This is a genomic window from Dongia deserti, assembly GCF_003574735.1.
Lineage (GTDB): Bacteria > Pseudomonadota > Alphaproteobacteria > Dongiales > Dongiaceae > Dongia_A > Dongia_A deserti.
This window is the reverse complement of record NZ_QORW01000002.1, coordinates 99,901-117,090: the sequence shown is the minus strand read 5'-3', so window position 1 is coordinate 117,090 and position 17,190 is coordinate 99,901. Positions and strand designations below refer to the sequence as shown.

The 17,190-nt window shown below is 64.0% G+C and carries 18 protein-coding genes; 5 read left to right on the top strand and 13 right to left on the bottom strand.

What is annotated here, in order from left to right:
* Positions 1-5 precede the first annotated feature (5 nt).
* Entirely contained in the window at positions 6-848 is an 843-nt protein-coding gene (locus tag DTX69_RS03560; RefSeq protein WP_284735526.1) for an LD-carboxypeptidase, read from the top strand.
* A gap of 1 nt (position 849) precedes the next feature.
* On the opposite strand, the gene DTX69_RS03555 is transcribed toward DTX69_RS03560, so the two are convergent.
* From DTX69_RS03555 to pcaD, 5 genes are read right to left on the bottom strand one after another with little or no spacing between them, the layout of a single operon-like run.
* Positions 850-1,911: a 3-carboxy-cis,cis-muconate cycloisomerase gene (locus DTX69_RS03555; RefSeq protein ID WP_119300134.1), complete on the bottom strand. Its 1,062-nt coding sequence runs from the start codon at positions 1,909-1,911 to the stop codon at positions 850-852.
* Between the two features lie 33 nt (positions 1,912-1,944).
* A complete protein-coding gene (gene pcaG, locus DTX69_RS03550; RefSeq protein ID WP_119300133.1) occupies positions 1,945-2,520 on the bottom strand; it encodes a protocatechuate 3,4-dioxygenase subunit alpha in 576 nt (191 codons plus the stop codon).
* 1 nt (position 2,521) lies between these two features.
* The gene (gene pcaH, locus DTX69_RS03545; RefSeq protein WP_119300132.1) at positions 2,522-3,241 is read right to left on the bottom strand and encodes a protocatechuate 3,4-dioxygenase subunit beta; all 720 of its coding nucleotides are present in this window, start codon (positions 3,239-3,241) and stop codon (positions 2,522-2,524) included.
* Entirely contained in the window at positions 3,238-3,654 is a 417-nt protein-coding gene (pcaC, locus tag DTX69_RS03540; protein ID WP_284735525.1) for a 4-carboxymuconolactone decarboxylase, read from the bottom strand. The genes pcaH and pcaC overlap by 4 nt, the downstream gene beginning before the upstream one ends.
* Positions 3,647-4,414, bottom strand: coding sequence for a 3-oxoadipate enol-lactonase (gene pcaD, locus DTX69_RS03535; protein ID WP_284735554.1), 768 nt, complete (start codon positions 4,412-4,414; stop codon positions 3,647-3,649). Before pcaD ends, pcaC begins: the two co-directional genes overlap by 8 nt.
* A 143-nt stretch (positions 4,415-4,557) precedes the next feature.
* Here pcaD and pcaQ point away from each other — a divergent pair, with 143 nt between their 5' ends.
* Positions 4,558-5,580, top strand: a complete 1,023-nt coding sequence (gene pcaQ, locus DTX69_RS03530; RefSeq protein ID WP_119300129.1) for a pca operon transcription factor PcaQ — start codon at positions 4,558-4,560, stop codon at positions 5,578-5,580.
* Here pcaQ and DTX69_RS03525 read toward each other — a convergent pair.
* The 4 genes from DTX69_RS03525 to pobA form a co-directional block, all read right to left on the bottom strand.
* On the bottom strand, positions 5,498-6,817 hold the full coding sequence (locus DTX69_RS03525) for a TRAP transporter large permease (protein ID WP_119300128.1): 1,320 nt from the start codon (positions 6,815-6,817) through the stop codon (positions 5,498-5,500). The genes pcaQ and DTX69_RS03525 overlap by 83 nt on opposite strands.
* A complete protein-coding gene (locus tag DTX69_RS03520; protein WP_162916609.1) occupies positions 6,814-7,314 on the bottom strand; it encodes a TRAP transporter small permease in 501 nt (166 codons plus the stop codon). The genes DTX69_RS03525 and DTX69_RS03520 overlap by 4 nt, the downstream gene beginning before the upstream one ends.
* A gap of 85 nt (positions 7,315-7,399) precedes the next feature.
* On the bottom strand, positions 7,400-8,449 hold the full coding sequence (locus tag DTX69_RS03515; protein ID WP_119300126.1) for a TRAP transporter substrate-binding protein: 1,050 nt from the start codon (positions 8,447-8,449) through the stop codon (positions 7,400-7,402).
* A gap of 166 nt (positions 8,450-8,615) precedes the next feature.
* Positions 8,616-9,791 (bottom strand): 4-hydroxybenzoate 3-monooxygenase, encoded by a 1,176-nt coding sequence (gene pobA, locus DTX69_RS03510; protein ID WP_119300125.1) that lies wholly within the window; start codon positions 9,789-9,791, stop codon positions 8,616-8,618.
* Between the two features lie 206 nt (positions 9,792-9,997).
* On the opposite strand from pobA, the gene DTX69_RS03505 reads away from it, so the two are divergent.
* Complete coding sequence (locus DTX69_RS03505) at positions 9,998-10,912, top strand: DMT family transporter (protein ID WP_162916607.1); 915 nt, start codon at positions 9,998-10,000, stop codon at positions 10,910-10,912.
* A 138-nt stretch (positions 10,913-11,050) separates the two neighbouring features.
* Here the strand turns inward: DTX69_RS03505 and DTX69_RS03500 are convergent, their stop codons facing one another.
* Entirely contained in the window at positions 11,051-11,638 is a 588-nt protein-coding gene (locus DTX69_RS03500; RefSeq protein ID WP_119300123.1) for a pentapeptide repeat-containing protein, read from the bottom strand.
* Between the two features lie 54 nt (positions 11,639-11,692).
* Positions 11,693-12,328, bottom strand: coding sequence for a glutathione S-transferase family protein (locus DTX69_RS03495; RefSeq protein WP_119300122.1), 636 nt, complete (start codon positions 12,326-12,328; stop codon positions 11,693-11,695).
* 121 nt (positions 12,329-12,449) lie between these two features.
* On the opposite strand from DTX69_RS03495, the gene DTX69_RS03490 reads away from it, so the two are divergent.
* A complete protein-coding gene (locus DTX69_RS03490; protein ID WP_162916604.1) occupies positions 12,450-13,478 on the top strand; it encodes a LacI family DNA-binding transcriptional regulator in 1,029 nt (342 codons plus the stop codon).
* A gap of 14 nt (positions 13,479-13,492) precedes the next feature.
* Here the strand turns inward: DTX69_RS03490 and DTX69_RS03485 are convergent, their stop codons facing one another.
* Complete coding sequence (locus tag DTX69_RS03485; protein ID WP_119300120.1) at positions 13,493-13,909, bottom strand: response regulator; 417 nt, start codon at positions 13,907-13,909, stop codon at positions 13,493-13,495.
* Positions 13,910-14,050: 141 nt separating this feature from the next.
* Positions 14,051-15,739: a methyl-accepting chemotaxis protein gene (locus tag DTX69_RS03480; RefSeq protein ID WP_119300119.1), complete on the bottom strand. Its 1,689-nt coding sequence runs from the start codon at positions 15,737-15,739 to the stop codon at positions 14,051-14,053.
* A 369-nt stretch (positions 15,740-16,108) separates the two neighbouring features.
* Between DTX69_RS03480 and DTX69_RS03475 the strand changes: the two genes are divergently transcribed.
* Positions 16,109-17,161: a LacI family DNA-binding transcriptional regulator gene (locus DTX69_RS03475; protein ID WP_119300118.1), complete on the top strand. Its 1,053-nt coding sequence runs from the start codon at positions 16,109-16,111 to the stop codon at positions 17,159-17,161.
* Positions 17,162-17,190 lie beyond the last annotated feature (29 nt).

Below are 17,190 nucleotides of genomic sequence, written 5' to 3'. Positions count from 1 at the left end.
CGCTCATGAATACGCGCAGAATCAGAGTGGGCATCGTCGCGCCATCGTCACGGCTGGAGCCCGCCATGGCGGCGCGGGTGAAAGCGCTGGCTGCCGAAAGCTACCCGTCGGTCGAGCTGGTGTTCCATCCCCAGTGCTTCCGCTCGGCAGGGCACTTTGCCGGGACTGACGCCGAGCGCGCCGCCGCCTTTGTCGAAGTCGCGAACGATCCCGCATTCGAAGTGGTGTGGTTCGGGCGGGGCGGCTACGGCTCTTGCCGGATCGCCGAGGCGGCTTTGGGGAAGCTGACCGAGACGGCGCGCGCCAAGACTTATCTCGGCTACAGCGACGCCGGTGTTCTGCTGGCCGGGCTCTATTCCAAAGGGTTCCCGGCTGTCGTGCACGGGCCGATGCCGGCCGATGTCTCACGTGATGGCGGAGAGGCGGCGGTCGTACGGGCGCTGTCCTACCTGTCTACCAATGCGGCGGACACGTTGGAGCCATCGGTCACTTCCGCCGGCAAGGTCGCCGCGTTCAACATCATGACCTTCAGCCAGCTGATCGGCACGCCGCTCCAGCCGGACCTCACCGGCCACGTGCTGATGCTCGAGGAAGTGTCGGAATACATGTATCGCATCGACCGGTCGCTGTTTCACATCACCAGCAGTCCGGGCGTCCGGCGCGTGGCGGGCATCCGGCTCGGCCGCTGCACCGCCATTCCCGACAACGACCCCGATTTCGGCCAGACGGAACTCGAGGTCGTACGGCATTGGTGTGTCCAGTCGGGCATTCCCTATCTCGGCCGGGCCGACATCGGCCACGATGCCGCGAACAAGGTCGTGCCGTTCGGCGGATTGCGGTCGGCCTAGGTCAGTGCTTGTCGTGGATCTGCAGGGAATCCAGTAACGTCTGTCCGCGCGCCAGCGCCGCGCCGGTCGCCACGACCATCTGGGGCAGCACCATCCATTCGAGCGTCCAGGCGGTGCCGGAGCGCTCCTGCTCATGCACCAAGGCATGGTGCATCGCCGAAATCTGCGTGGCGTTGAACCGGGCGAGCGTCACCAGGATCTCCGCCAGCACCGGGTTCCGCTTGTGGTGCATTGCGGAGGACTGGCCGGCGGCAGTCACCGTCACATCGGCGATCTCGTTCTGTGCCAGCAGCGCGATGTCCTGGCCGATCTTGCCAAGCGAGCCGGTCACCGCCGACAGCCAATTCGCAAAGTTCACCACCATGTCGCGGGCGCTGTGCCAGGCGGTCGCAGGCACCGCGAGGTCGAGACGCCTGGCGAGGGCGGCGGCGACAGAGGGCGCCTTGTCACCGAACTTCTCCAAAGTGCCGACCGGACCGCCGAACTGAACCACCAGCAGGCGTGGCGTCAGTTCCTCCAGCCGCTTCTGGTGCCGCGCCAGCGGCGCGCGCCAGGCGGCGATTCGGTCCGCCCAGGTGATCGGCACGGCGCGCTGCATGCGGGTCCGCGCCATCGTTGCGATGGCGCCATGATCCGCCGCTAGGGCGGCCAGCCGGCTATCGAACGCTTTGAGGCGCGCCGCCAGAATCTCGATAGAGGGCCGCAAACGCAGGATCAGGCTGGTGTCCAGTACATCCTGGCTGGTCGAGCCGAAATGGACATGATCGCCATGCGGTGAGCCAACGGCGCGGCGCAGCTGGCTGACCCATTCCGGCACCACCATGCCGTCGCGCGCCGTTCCGGCCGCCAGCGCCGGCACGTCGGCCTGGAAGGTGAGGGCCACCCCGGCGATGGCCTGCGCCGCCTCCATCGGGATGATGCCGGCCTCGGCCTCGGCCATGGCGAGGGCGACCTCGAATTCGAGCATCGCCCGCAGCTCGGCCTCGGCCGTGAAGTGCCGCGCGACCTCCGCGTCGCTGAGCAGGGCGGAGAGCCAGGGATGATCGAAGACAGAAACGCTCATGCTGGTACTTTAGACCGCTTTCACCGCATTGCGCTAGAAATCGAAGAAGACCGTTTCCCGCTCACCCTGCAGGCGGATATCGAACCGGTAGACCGGCCGGCTCGCGTCCCGCTGCGCGATCAGGGTGGCGATAAGATCGGGTTGACCGACCAGCTGAAGCACAGGATCGGCGGCGTTGGCCGTCGCCTCGTCGGAGAAATAGAGGCGTGTCTGCAGGTGGGTGTTGATGCCGCGGGCGAAGATCGAGAGCGAGATGTGCGGCGCCTGCCCTCGCCCGTCGCGATAAGGCGTGGCGCCGGGCTTGATGGTCTCGAAAACATAGAGGCCTGTCTTGAAATCCGTGGCGGCGCGGCCCCAGCCGACGAAGTCGTTGGAGCCATACTGCCCGTTCGCATTGGCCTGCCAGATCTCCAGCACCGCATCCTTCACCAGCGCGCAGGCACCATCGTAGATGACGCCTTCGATGCGGATGCGTTCGCCCAACGTGCCGTCGCGCGCGAGGATGTTCCGCCGCTCGGACGCCTTTGCCTTGAGACCTGCGATTTCCGGCAGCGTCCCGATATGGACGAATGGCCCGGCGGTCTGGGACGGTGTCTCCTTCAGCGCCATGTCAGGAGCCCCGGTCCTCGAAGTAGGTGGCCTGGTGCCCGCGTAGCACGATGTCGAAGCGATAGGCCAGGCAATCGAAGGCATGCATGGCATCCATGTCGAGCTTCGCGATCAGGCTGTCGATCGCTTTCGGGTCCTTGATGGTGTTGACGATCACACAGCGCGGAATCAGCGGATCGCCCTCGAAATAGAGCTGCGTCACGAGACGCTGCACGAACGCGTGGCCGAAGATCGACAAGTGAATGTGGGCAGGTCGCCAGTCGCAGCCTTCATTCGGAAACGGATAGGGGCCGGGCCGGATCGTGCGGAACGAGTAGCGCCCGTCCGCATCGCTGATCACGCGGCCACAGCCGCCGAAATTGGGATCGAGTGCCGCCACGTATGTGTCGTTCACATGACGGTATTTGCCGCCGGCATTGGCCTGCCAGATCTCGATCAGTGTGCCGGGAATCGGCCGCTCGTTCTCGTCCAGCACGCGGCCATGCACGATGATGCGTTCACCGATCGCGTCGCCGGTGGTGGCGTAGTTGCGGATCAGATCGTTGCCCAGCGGATCCAAGGGCGTGTCGCCGAACACGGGTCCGCTCAGCTCACCGATCGATTGTGGCACCGCCAGAAGCGACCGACGCGGCGCGCGATAGGTGGTCGATCGATAGGCTGGCGTATCGGCGGCGGGGTGCCAGTTGCGATCGCGCGGCCGGAATTCGGTAAGCTCGCTCATCTGCGCTTCTTTCGCTTTGCCGGCTCATTCGCCATGTCGGCATAGGTCTGCTTGATGACCTTGATCGCATGATTGGCGGCCGGCACGCCGGCATAGATTGCGACATGCATCATCGCCTCGCGCAGATCCTTCTGGGTCGCGCCGGTATTGCACGTCGCGCGCACATGCATGGCCAATTCTTCATCGTGTCCGAGGGCAGCCAGTAGCGCGATCGTTACCATCGAGCGCTCGCGCTTAGTCCAGTGCGGCCGCGACCAGACGGAGCCCCAAGCACCCTCGGTGATCAGGGCCTGGAACGGCGCATCGAAGTCGGTCTGGCTCGCCTCCGCGCCATCGACATGGGCGTCGCCCAGGACCGCGCGGCGCGTCTCCATGCCCTGCTCGAAGAGGCCCTGCTTCGATCGGCTAGGCACTCCAGTTTCTCCTGACAAAGGACTCGATCCGCAAGGCCAGTGGTTTCGGCTGTTCGACGCACGGCAGATGCCCGGCACCTGCAATCGTCTCGAACGCTGCGTTGGGCATGAGCTCGCTCAAAGACCGGACCAGGTCTGACGGCGTAGCGGTGTCTTCTTCTCCGACCAGGCACAAGGCTGGCTGTGTGATCTGGGCGCTCGCCGCAGTCAGGTCAGTATCACGCAAGGTCGCGCAGGTGCCGACATAGCCCTCCGCTGGTGCACGGGTGAGCATGTTCCGATAACCCGCCAGATCCGCAGGACGCGTCTGCCGGAACGCGCTTGAGAACCAGCGCTCGAGGACGGCATCAGCGATGGAGGCGAGCCCATCCTTGCGCACAGCGTCGATGCGCGCATTCCACATCTCCGCTGTCCCCACCTTGTGGGCGGTGTCGCAGAGTACAAGCATGCGCACCAAGTCGACCCTCTGCGAAGCCAGGGCTTGCGCGACCATGCCGCCGACGGAGAGCCCAATCACGACAGCGTTCTTGATTTGGTGCGCATCGAGCAATGCGGCAAGATCGGCCACGTGGTCCTCGATCGAGTAAGGCGCAGGAGGCGCATCCGACAGGCCGTGGCCGCGCAGGTCGTAGCGCAGCGTGCGGAAGTCGGCGCCGAAATATGCAACCACGTCGTCCCAAATCCGCAAGTCGGTCCCGAGCGAGTTCACGAATACAAAGGTCCGCTCTTGCCGCGGGTTTTCGTCCCGGAAATGAAGCATTTGGTGGTTGAACCGGCCGAAGGCCATGTGGGCTCTGATTCCCGTTCCGCCGCACCTCCCGCGATCTTGGCCGCGCCGATCAGTTATGTATAGTAACGATTTATGCTCGAAGCATAATCATTTGGATATGGCTCGAGGGGTGAATGGCGCTCGATCAGCGGGTGAAGTATCGCCATCTGCAGTGCTTCCTGGAAATCGCGCGCCAACGCAGCGTGGTCAAGGCGGCGGCCGCCCTGTCCGTCACCCAGCCGGCCGTTTCCAAGACCATCCGCGAACTGGAAGAACTGCTTGGCGTTGCCTTGTTCGAGCGGCGCGGGCGCGGCGTGGTGCTGACCCGCTTCGGCGACGTGTTCCTGCGCTATGCTGGCGCGAGCGTGACGGCACTGCGCCAGGGGATCGATTCCATCACCCAGGCGCGCACCAAAGGCGGCATGGCAATCAAGGTCGGCGCCCTGCCCACGGTTTCAACGCGGGTCATGCCGCTCGCCGTCAGCCTGTTCAAGCAAGAGAACATGGGCACGGTGGTGCGCGTGGTGACGGGCGACAACGCCGTGCTGCTGTCGCAACTGCGCACCGGCGATCTCGATCTGGTGGTCGGAAGGCTCGCCGATCCGGAGCTGATGACCGGCCTCAGCTTCGAGCATCTTTATTCCGAGCGCGTCTCTTTCATCGTGCGGCCGGGCCATCCGCTGCTGGGCGAGACGCCGTTCGACCTCGCGAAGATAGCGCGCTACACGGTGCTGATGCCGACCGAAGGGTCGATCATCCGGCCGATGGTCGACCGGTTCCTCATTACGCATGGAATTGCCACCATTCCAGACCAGATCGAGACCGTGTCCATGGCGTTCGGCCGCCGCTATACGCGCATGACCGATGCGGTCTGGATCATTTCTCGCGGCGTTGTGCTCGACGATCTGGCGGACAGGATGCTGGCCGAGCTGCCGGTGGAAACGGAGGGGACCACCGGGCCGGTCGGCCTGACCACCCGCGCCGACAGCCCGCCAAGCCTGCCGTCGGTCATGCTGATGCAGACCATCCGCGAAGCGGCTGGCAAGAGCGACCAAGCGTTGGACCGCGTGCCGGTCAGGACAACAGATGCACGAGGCCGAGCGCAAGGCCGGGAAACAGCAAGACCAGAACAAGCCGCACGACATCCGCCGCGATGAAAGGCAGAACGCCGCGATAGGTCTGCACGATCGAGACGTTCCTGGCGATGGCGCTGATGACGAAGACATTGAGCCCGATCGGTGGCGCGGTCAGGCCGATCCCGACCACGATGAGCAGCAGGATGCCGAACCAGATCGCAAGGTCGTCCGGCTGCATGCCGAAATCCAGTGCCGAAACGATCGGAAAGAACACTGGCAGCGTCAGAAGGATCATCGCCAGCTCGTCCATGACCGCGCCTAGCAGGATGTAGAGCGCCAGGATACCGGCGAGCACGCCGTATGGCGGCAATCCCAGCGACGTGATGAACGCGGCGGCCTGCATCGGCATCTGGGACAGGGCGAGGAAGGCGTTGAAGATCTCCGATCCCATGAGGATCACAAAGATCATCGCGGTGGTGGAAGCGGTGTTCAGGATGCTGGTCCGCAAGGCGGCCCAGCCCAGTGTTCGCTGGGCGAGGCCGATGACCAGGAGTGCGATGGTGCCGACTGCGGCACCTTCTGTGGGACTGAAAACACCGCCATAGATGCCACCGACCACCAGCACCGCAACCAGCAGCACCGGCCAGACCGCCTTGAAATGCCGCCAACGCCTGCCGCTCGCATGCGGATCGTGGGATGGCGCCAGATCGGGCGTTCGCCGCGTCACGAAGGAGATCGTGACGAGATAGAACAGAGTCGCCAACAAACCCGGCACCAGAGCCGCCATGAACAATAGGCTGATGTTCTGCTCCACGGTGATCGCGTAGATGACCAGGATTATCGAGGGCGGAACCAAAATGCCGAGCGTTCCGCCGACCGCGATCGTGCCGGTTGCGAGGCCGCCATCGTATTTGTGCCGCAGCAGCTCCGGCAATGCTGCGCGGCCGAACGTGGCGGTGGTGGCGACGGACGATCCGCAGATCGCACCGAAGGCCGTGCAGGCCGCGACCACCGCCATGGCGAGCCCGCCGCGCACCTGGCCCATGAGGGCGGCTGCAGCGCGGAAAAGTGCAGTGGAGAGACCGGATTGCTCAGCCAACGCGCCCATCAGGATGAACAGCGGGATGACGGAGAGCGTGTAGCTCGCGAAAAGATTGTAGGCGTTGGTCTTGAGGAATGCGAACAGCGCCGATCCGCTCGATAGGTAAATGTAGCCGAGACAGCCGGTCACGAACATCGCGATGCCGACATGGAGCCGCAGCGCGATCAGCGCCAACATGCCGCCGAAGCCGATAAGGGCGATCCATGCGCCACTCATGGCTTGCTCCGCAGCAGGCCCTGCGCCGTCGCCAGCGACACGATGGCGAGGAACGCGCAGGACAGCGCGCCGAACGCGACGCCCGGCCATACCGGAATGCGCAGCACCATCGACACCTCGTGCGATGCGAAGGTGTCCACTGTTCCGCGAGCGAGGCAGACCGCAACGAACGCCATGGCTACGGCATAGACGACGTCCCACAGCGCGTCGATGCGGCCGCGCAATCCTGCCGGCAAGCCGCTGGTGAATGCGTCGACCACAATATTGCCACGCACGACCTGGCAGTACGGCAGAAAGGCGAAGACCGCGACCGCTGTGCCGATCTGCGCCAGCTCGAAATCGCCTGGAATAGGCTGCGAAAACAGCCAGCGCCTCAGGATGCTGAGGACGACGACTGCCGCAACGGAAAGTGCGACCGCGCCGCCGAACACAGCCAACGCTTTGGCGATCTGCGCGATGAAGCGCGGCACCCGCGGCGGCTCCGGAGTCTGGGGCATGACGGTGTCATCCATGCCGGTGGCGCGTCAGCTCAAGTGAGAAACCGGCGGGTTTGGTCCCGCCGGCTCGAGAGGGAGAACGTTGTCAGGCGCTCTCGTATTTGGCAAGCAGGCTCTTGGCCGATTCCATGAGCATGGGCGCGTCGATGCCCTTGCCTTTCATCTCCGCGACCCAAGCTTCCGTCACGGTCTCCGAAGCGTTCATCCAGGCGGCCTTGTCGGCCTCGCTGAGAGTCAGGATGGTGTTGCCCTGGCCTTCGACCATCTTCCGGACGTCGGCACCGGCCTGGTCCCACATCTTGCCAGCCTCTGTCGCCAGCGTCATGCTGGTGGTCTCGTCGATCACCTTGCGCGCATCCTCCGGCAGGCCTTCGTATTTCGCCTTGTTCATGACGACGAAGAATGACGCGGTATAGAAGGTCGGCGTGCCCGGAATCTCTGCATGGAACTTGACCAGCTCGTGCAGCTTGATGGCCGGCACGACCTCCCACGGCACCACGGCGCCGTCGAGCACGCCTTGCGCCAGGCTTTCCGGCACTTGCGGCACCGGCATGCCGATGGCGGCGACGCCGACCGCCTTCAGCGCCTCGCCGGCAAGCCTCGTCGGAAAGCGCAGCTTCTTGCCTTGCAGATCGGCCAAGGTCTCGATCTTGCTTCGGCAATGGATCACGCCGTGATCGTGCGACCAGAAGGCCAGGACCTTCACGTCTTTGGTTTCTTCGCCAAGATGCGCTTCCGCGTACTCTTGCGAGGCCTTGGCATTCACGATGCTGCGGGGCGAGGCAATGAACGGGAGCTCGAACACCTCGGTGCGCGGGAAGCGGCCAGGCGTGTAACCCGGTAGCGTCCAGACGATATCGACGACGCCGTCCTTCGCTTGGTCGTACAGTTCGGGCGGCTTGCCGCCGAGCTGCATGGCCGGGAAGATCTGAATCTCGACCTTGCCACTCGACAGCTCGGCGACCTTCTTGGCCCACGGATCGAGCAGCCGCGCATGCGCGTTGGACTTGGGCGGCAGGAAGTGATGCAGACGCAGCGTGATCTCCGCCGCCTTCGCCGATCGCATGCGCAGCAGCGTCGGGGCAGCCACGGCCGCCGCACTTATCCCGATCAAGGCTCGTCTGGATAAACGCATTGGTTCTTCCTCCCGCCATGCTGCTCGTAGCCAGCGGCGCGAGCAGGCTCTTTTCTGGCTGAGCATCTGTCGGCTCAGTCCATCCTGGTTATAGGATACTAGGTGAACTGGTTATGTATAATGAACAATGCGCGGTCAGACATAACTAGTCAATTATACCGCAAAACTAATAGGGCAGTCCGACATAGTTCTCCGCGAGGGTAGTCTGTGCCGCGCGCGAGCCGGCCAGGTAGTCGAGCTCAGCGAGCTGGATGCGCTGCCCGAACGGGCCAGTATCCGGAAAGCGGTGCAGCAGCGATGTCATCCACCAGGAAAAACGCTCGGCCTTCCATACCCGTGCCAGCGCACGGGGCGAGTAGTGGTCCAGGCCCTTGTCCGATCCCCCGCGGTAGTGATCGATGAAGGCTTCCGCGAGATAGTGCACGTCGCTTGCCGCCAGGTTGAGCCCCTTGGCGCCAGTCGGCGGAACGATGTGCGCGGCATCGCCCGCCAGGAACAGCCGGCCGAAACGCATCGGCTCCGCGACAAAGCTGCGCAGGGGCGCGATGCTCTTCTCGATCGAGGGGCCGCTCACCAAGCGCGCGACGGCCTGCTTATCCAGCCGCCGCCGCAATTCGTTCCAGAACCTATCGTCCGGCCAATTGTCGACATGCTCTGACGCATCGCACTGGATGTAATAGCGGCTGCGCGTATGCGAGCGCATGGAGCAGAGCGCAAAGCCGCGCTCGTGGTTGACGTAGATGAGCTCCGGAGAGACCGGCGGCACATCCGCCAATAGGCCGAGCCAGCCGAAGGGATAGACGCGCTCAAAGATCGAGATCGCATTATCCGGCACGCTTTGCCGGCTTATCCCGTGGAAACCGTCGCAGCCGGCAATGAAGTCGCAGGCGATATCCTTCGGTTCGCCGTCTTCGACGTAACGCACGATTGGCCGCGTGCCGTCATAGCCGATCGGCATGACGTTCAACGCTTCGTACACCGTTGGTGCGCCGGCCATGCTGCGCGCATCCATCAAATCGCGCGTCATCTCAGTCTGCCCATAGACCATGACGCTCTTGCCCGTCAGGCCTTTGAAATCGATACGGTGGCGGACGCCGCGGATGCTGAGCTCGATGCCGTGATGGATCAGTCCCTGGCGATGCATGCGGTCGCCGCAGCCGGCTTCGTCGATGAGGCTGACGGTTCCTTGCTCAAGCACGCCGGCGCGGATGCGGCCCAGCACGTGATCGCGGGTGTGACGCTCCAGGATGATGGTGTCGATGCCGGCCTTGTGCAGCAGCTGACCGAGCAGCAAGCCGGCCGGGCCCGACCCGATGATCGCCACCTGTGTCCGCTGACTCATGTCCGATCCCTCGTGCCCGGCTCCCGATGCCGCCGTGCAATGACATGGATCAATTGTTGCGCGGCAAAACACCGCCGGCAATCGGCTCCTTGGTCGGGATCCATGAATTCTCCAACAGTGGATATAACAAGATCGAGTGGCCCTTGACGCATGGAGGCGCGGCCGCGACGATGCCAGCCGAACTCGTTCACTCTTCGGGGATGTCCTTGTTTTTGCGATCGCATGCGCTCCTGCCCACGGCCGGCTTGCTGCTGGCTGCCGTTATCTCAGGTCTTACTTGGCTGCCGCTCCACGCGATCGAGCGCAACGGGATCGCCGGGCTGTGGGTTGCCTTGGCGGTGGTCGCCGTCGCGTGCGTGCCGCTGGCGCCGGGCCTCGCCGGATTCCGTGATCTGACCCGGCGCGATCTGGTCGGCCTCTTCTGGATCGCCGCGCTGATCGGCGTTGCCTGGGCCTTCTATACCGCGAGCCTGACGACAACCGAGGTCGCGCGCGCCATCCTGCTGTTTTATATCGCGCCGGTGTGGGGCACTTTGCTCGAGGTGTTTGTCCTGCGCCAGCCCTTGACGCTGCGGCGGGCTACCGCGCTCGGTCTGGGTTCGGCGGGGCTCATTGCCATTCTCGGCATCGGGCTCGATCTGCGGTTCGTCATGAACCTCGGCGACGTTCTGGCGCTCATGTCCGGCATGCTTTGGTCGGTCGGATTGCTGTTCGTCTTTCGCCGCACCGGGCCAACACTCGCAACGCAGTCGGCTGCGCTCGCGGTCGGCGCCCTGATCGGCGCGGTCACGATGGTGCTGCTGCTGGAGCGTGCGCCGCCGCCCAGCGCAGACGCGATCATTGCTGCAGGACCTTGGATCCTGGTCGCAGGTCTGGGATTCGTGCTGCCGCTCTGGCTCCTATCTTTGTGGGCTGCTCGCAGCGTCTCGCCGGCGCGCGCGACGCTGATCTTCATGGCCGAGGTGTGCGTGGGTGTAGGTTCGGCTGCCTTGTGGGCGGGTCAGCCGTTTGGCGCGCGGGAAACCATTGGAACAATCCTGGTGCTGGCGGCCGCCGCCGTCGAATTCGGCGGCACGCAGAAGGCCGCGTCACTATCGCCGCAGGGCGTGCCGCCCCTATGATGCGCCCGCATAGCGGCAGCGATCGGCAGCGTCGAATACGGATGGTCGATGCTGGCGGTGGCGGCTTTGCTCGGTGCGGCCGGTATCCTCGCTATCGCGATCGAGCTGCCGTCGACCTAGGGTCCCTGCCGCGAATGGCTATTTCTTGCGGCATTGCAGGGCCTTGTGCAGCGCCTCGGGAGAGATGCATGCGCCGATCAGATTGGCGCGCCAGAGATCGGCGCCATTGAGATCGGTGCCGCGCAAGTCCGCATTGCGCAGGTCGGCGTCGCTCAGATCCGCTTCGCTCAGGTCCGCCTTGGCGAGATTCGCGTCCTGCAGGTTGGCGCCGGCAAGGTTGGCGCGCCGCAGGTTCGCGCGCTGCAGATCGCAGCCGGACAGATCGACCTCTCTCATCTCGGCATTGCTGAGATCGGCGTCATGCAGGTTGAGGCCGGCAAAGCTCAGACGGCTGAGATTGGCACGCCCGCCCTCCGGCTTGCCTTTGAGCCAGGCGTGATGCGCCGCGATCACGCGCAACAGCGTGCGCAGCTTGGCCGAGCGCTGGCTGGCGGCCGCCGCCTTTTCGGCCCCCAGGTTGACCAGCTTGGTGCCGGGCGGCAGGCGCGGCGTGGCGAGCAGGACGCGCAACTTGCGGCGGGCCTCCTCTTCGCTCCCGGCGTCCAGTTCGCCGCGTTCGATTGGCTCCCGCGGAGCAGCCTGGAACTCATACGCCCATTTCGCCATGCCAGAATGCTCCCATACATCTGCCGTCTCGGCCGGAGGGTATCATGACCGCGACTAGCTTGCCGCGCGCTCGGCAAGGAAGCGGGTCGCGTGCACCGATGGCCGATCGTGCATCCGATCCAGCCATCCGCTCAGCTTCGGCTGGTTGCGCAGCATGGCCGCGCCGCTGGGCGCCAGCTTGAGATAGCTGAGCATCGGCAGAACCCATAAGTCCGCAAGCGACAGATGCGCGCCCACCAGGAACAAGGGCCCCGTCAGGTCTTCCAGAACACCAAGGCACATCGAAGCGCGTTCCAGCTCATCCTGCTCAAGACGGCCGGCACGATCGCGCTCCGTCTCTTCGACATAGATGCCCCAGACCAGCGCCCTGTAGCCGTAATTGTCGATGATACGCATGATCTGGCGCATGCGCGCCCGCTCCGCCACGTCGGCTGGCAGAAGGGCTTCGCCACCGAAGCGCTCGACGATATAGAAGACAATGGCGTCGGTCTCAAACAGGTGGAAACCATCATGCTCGAAGGCAGGGATGCGCCCGAACGGATGGCGCTTAAGGTATTCCGGCGGCACGCCATTCTTGGAGAAAATGTCGATTTCGGCCAGATCGTACCGGATGCCAAGCTCCTCCAGCACCAGCCGAACGATGCGGACATAGACGCTGTATGAGGCGCCAAAGAGGGTGATGTGATTCATGGAGGGCTCCCGCCGCAAGTGTAGAAGAATTCTACAGATCGCGGGCGAAAGGCCAATCTCCGTGACAAGGATGCTGGATTGGGGTTAGCTCTTTGGCGGGTCTGCTGCGGGGATGACGGTCATGGCGTCGATCGGTGATGTGGCGAAGCGGGCGGGGGTTTCGCTGGGAACGGCCTCCCGTGCCATCAACGGGAATCCAGCGGTCTCACCACAATTGCGCGAGCGCGTGCTGGCCGCCGCAGCGGAACTGGACTATCGGCCGAACGTGTTGGCCCGGGCGCTGCGCAGCAGCCGCACGCATTCCCTGGGCCTCATCGTGCCGGACGTAACAAACCCGTTCTTCGGCGAGCTCGCCAAGCATGTGGAGCAGGTCGCGGCCGGCATGGGCTACACCGTGATGCTGGCCAATTCGAACGACGATCCGAAGGCTGAAGCGGAATACATCAAGGTTCTGGTCGGGCGTCAGGTCGATGGGCTGTTGATCGTTCCGTCCGAGCAGACCCGGCAATTGCCGCGAGAGACCAAGGTTCCCATTGTCGTGGTCGATCGGCCGATGCGTGGCTATCCGCTGGTGGCAAGCGATCATCGTGCCGGGGCCGTTGCCGCCGTGCAGCATCTCGTCTCGCTGGGCCACCGCCGGATCGGATGCATTGCGGGCCCGCGACACTTGAGTGTGGCGCGCGAACGTTATGAGGGCTATCGGTCGGTCACCGCGCCGATCTATCGCGAGAACGGGTTCGACTTTGCAGGCGACACCATCGTCACGCGGTTCGACTATGATTGCGGCTACGAGGCAGCGCTCAAGCTGCTGGCGCGGCCCGATCGGCCGAGCGCGATCTTCGCCAGTTCCGACCAGCAGGCCATCGGCGCGCTGCGCGCGGCGGCCGATCTGGATCTGAAAGTGCCGGATGATGTGTCGATCATGGGGTTCGACGCGATCAGCCTGGCGAAGCTGGTGACGCCGCGCCTGACCACGGTCGCGCAGCCGATCGCGGCAATCGCCGACATCGCTGTGCGTACGGTTCTTCGCTTGCGCCAGGAAGATGCCAAGTTGGAGCGGCACCGTCTGCCGACGTTGCTGCAGTCCGCCAATTCGACCGGGCCGGCCGCCAGCAATGTGATCGAGCTCAAGGTCAGCAAGGACGCCTAGGACCGGGCGTTGCGCTAGCTGCCCTGGCCGCGCTCCGGCAGCGTGCGCGGCGGGCTGGCCATGGCGCTGCTCACCAGCTCTAGCAGCTGCTCGCTGCGGACCGGCTTCTCGAGCACGCGATCCGCGCCCAGCGCGTCCGCCATATGCAGGAAGTCCGCCTTGTCGATCTGACCGCCGCCCGACATCGCGATGATGCGCAGTCCGGGATGGTCCGCGCGGATCTTGCGGATTGCCTCGATGCCGTCCAGCTCTGGCATGATGATATCGGTCAGAACCAGGTCAAAATTCTCGTCCGCCAACAGTTCCAACCCCTTGCGCCCGCTGGTGGCGGTGCTGACCTGGTAACCTGCGCGCGTGAGGATGAGGGAGAGGGTTCGGCTGACGGCCGCGTCATCGTCTATGATCAGGATGTTGCCACCCGTTGCCGACATTATTCTGCACCTCGAAGGGAATAACCGACCAACGACGACAATGTTCCCACGAGGGACCGTGGATTTCTAGTATAAAGCGCTGCCTTTCATCACACCCTGATAAGGGACGCTGATTTTTACTATAAGGCGGGCGCAAGGCCCTTATGCGGCCGCGCCGCGCACCGTCCGAATGAGGACGTCTCGCAACTGGTCGACGCCGGTTGCCACGTCACCTGACAGCTTGCGCACCTCGCTGGCCCGGTCGCCGGTTTGCACCGCCTCATCGGAGACACGCGCGATGCGTGTGGCAACCTCCTGGGCCGCCTGCGAGGTTTGCGTGACGTTGCGGGCGATTTCCGCCGTGGTGGCGCTCTGCTCTTCGATCGCCGAGGCAATCGCGGAAGAGACACCTTCAACCTCACGGATCGAGTTGGTAATGGTGCGAACCGCCGTCACGGCCTTGTCGGTGGCGCTCTGGATCTCGGCGATCTGCTGGGTGATGTCCTCGGTTGCGCGTGCGGTCTGGTTGGCCAGCGACTTCACTTCGTTAGCCACCACCGCGAAGCCCTTGCCCGCATCACCGGCGCGCGCCGCTTCGATCGTGGCGTTGAGCGCCAGCAGGTTGGTCTGGTTCGCGATCTCGTTGATCAGTTGGGTGACCGCGTTGATCTTGCGCACGGCATCCGACAAGGCGGCAATCGTGCCTTCGGCTTCGCTCGAAGACTTGACGGCATCGAGCGTCACTTTGCGAGCCGAGGTAACCTGCGAAGAAATCTCGCGGATCGAGGCGGTGAGCTGCTCCGAAGCGGAGGCAACCGTCTGCGCATTCGCCAAAGCCTGAGTCGAAGCGGCGGCAACGGTCTGACTATTCTCGCTCACGGCGCGGGCCGAGGTCGCCATGTGGCTGGCGTCGCCCGACATCCGCTGGGTGAGATTGGAGACGGCTTCGACGGCCTTGTGTGTTTCGCGCTCCACGGTGTCGGCCATCGCGACGAGCGCGGCTTGCTTTTCCGCCTCCGATGCCCGGCGTTGGGCTTCCCGCTGCTGGCGCAACTGCTCGGCCTCGATCGCCTGACGGCGGAAGACATCCACCGCCTCTGCCATCGATCCAACTTCGTCACGTCGACCGGCGGACGGAATCTCGATGTCCATCTGGCCGGCTGCCAGCTGCTTCATGACCCCCGTCATGCGGGTGAGCGGCCGCATCACGCCGAACCCGATTGCCAGTACGCCACCAATGACCGTGGCGAGCACCACGCCCGCCACGGACCAGACGATGATGGTGTAGGACGTCTCGCTTTCGGTGGCCGCCACTTCCGTGGCCGCATTCAGTTCCGTGGCGCGCGCCACCATCTTGTCGACAACAGTGCGATGATCGGCATAGGCGTTGGCGATCTCTGAGTACGCCTTGTGCGCCGCATCCATGTCGCCCTTTTCGATCGCGGGCAGGAAAACGCTCTCGATCGCCTTCCAGAAGCGCGACACGTGGGAATACGATTCCTCGACGATCCACTGCTTGTTGACGGGGTCGAAATCCTCCAGCTCCTTCCAGAAGGTGTGGCGGATGTCGTACTCCTTGTGAAGCTGTGTCAGCCGTTCACGGCGCTGCTTCAGGCTCGGCGGATCGTTCAGCAGAAGGGTCGTCTCAAGATAGGATTCGATCACATATTCCGGCGGCGGCAGAATGTCGGCGATGAGGTCTTTGCCGAGCACGATCTGGCGATAGACCGGGCCATTGACTTTCAGCTGATTGAGGGCGCTGACGCCGGTCCAAAGAATTGCGACGCAGCCCAAGGTCACGACCAGGCCGAACAGGTTGACGGCCCTGCCAATGCTCAACCGAATCCTCATGGTAACGTTTCCCCCGCACACAGAAACAAGGCCGGCATTGTGGGTGGCGAGGGTTAATAGTCTGTCACTGCACACGCATTTCGACACAATTTGTCAGACTTTATTGTTCAGTGGTTCTGAGCAAACGCAGTGCTGCCCGCGCAAATGCCCAAAACTGGATCGTTCCAGAAATTATGTATGACTTAATGTCAGAGGAAGCGCTCTCGAGACTGGATCTGCCCTTTGCCCATATTTATCATTTCTCACAATACATTACTGTGAGGAAAGGCAGCGCCCGCGGCGATTGGCGGTTGACACATCTCTCGGGCATACATAGAACGTTCCAAAAATCAGCGGCAGCCGCAAACGACGGCGTCCAGGGAGGACAGAATGACAGCAGGTTCCCCGAAAGATCGGGTGACCATTGTCGAGATCGCCGCTGCGGCAGGTGTCTCCAAGTCCACCGTCTCGCTCGTTCTCAAAGGCAGCGAAAGCGTCCGTCCCACCACGCGTGACCGGGTCAACGCCGCCATCCGCGACCTCGGCTACGTCTACAATCGCGGTGCCGCCAACCTGCGCCGGGCACATTCCAATATGGTCGGCATGATCATTCATGACCTGATCAATCCATTCTGCGCCGAGCTGGCGGTCGGAATTGAACGCAGCTTTCAGGCTGCGGGCTACGTGCCTTTCATTGCCAATACCGCCGAGAGCCCCGTTCGGCAGGCGGAGGTGATCAAGCTGATGCGCGAGCAAGGGGTGGCCGGCCTCATCGTCTCGGCAGCCCGCGGCACACCGGACGATGCGCTGGATGGCTTGGTCGCGGTGGGCGTTCCCGTCGTGCTTGCCATGCGCCGTCTCAAAGGCCGCCGCATCCCGGTCGTCGGGCCCGACAATCGCCGTGGCGCGCGACTGGCCGTGGAGCGCCTGCTTGAGCTGGGACATCGGCGGATCGCCTTTCTCGGCGGCTACGCCGATTCCGTGGTCCGGGCCGAAAGGCTCGAAGGTTTCCTCGCTGCCTTGGTAGATGCGGGGCTCGACCCTGCCGGCGCGATCCATGCCCCGACCACCGCCACGCGGGAAGGGGGAGCTCAGGCGCTGGAGATGGCCTTGGCGCAGCGCAATCCGCCAACCGCGGCTGTGTGCTTCAACGATATAGTGGCGTTCGGCGTGTGCTTGGCGTTGCGGCGCCGCGGCATCCAGCCTGGACGCGGCTTTGCCGTCATCGGCTTCGATGATGTGCAGGACGCGATGCATGCCGATCCGCCGCTCACCACTATCGCCGTTGATGTCATGGGCCTGGGCGAACGAGCCGCCCAGAGCGTCCTCAGGATGATCGAGACTGGCCGCAATAGCGCCGAAGACCATATCGGCGCGGTTCATCTCGCAGTGCGGGAAAGCTGTGGCGGCCCAATCTCCGAACGTTTGGAGAAGCGGGCATGACACGAGCCGGCGTGTTGCCGTGTTGCCCG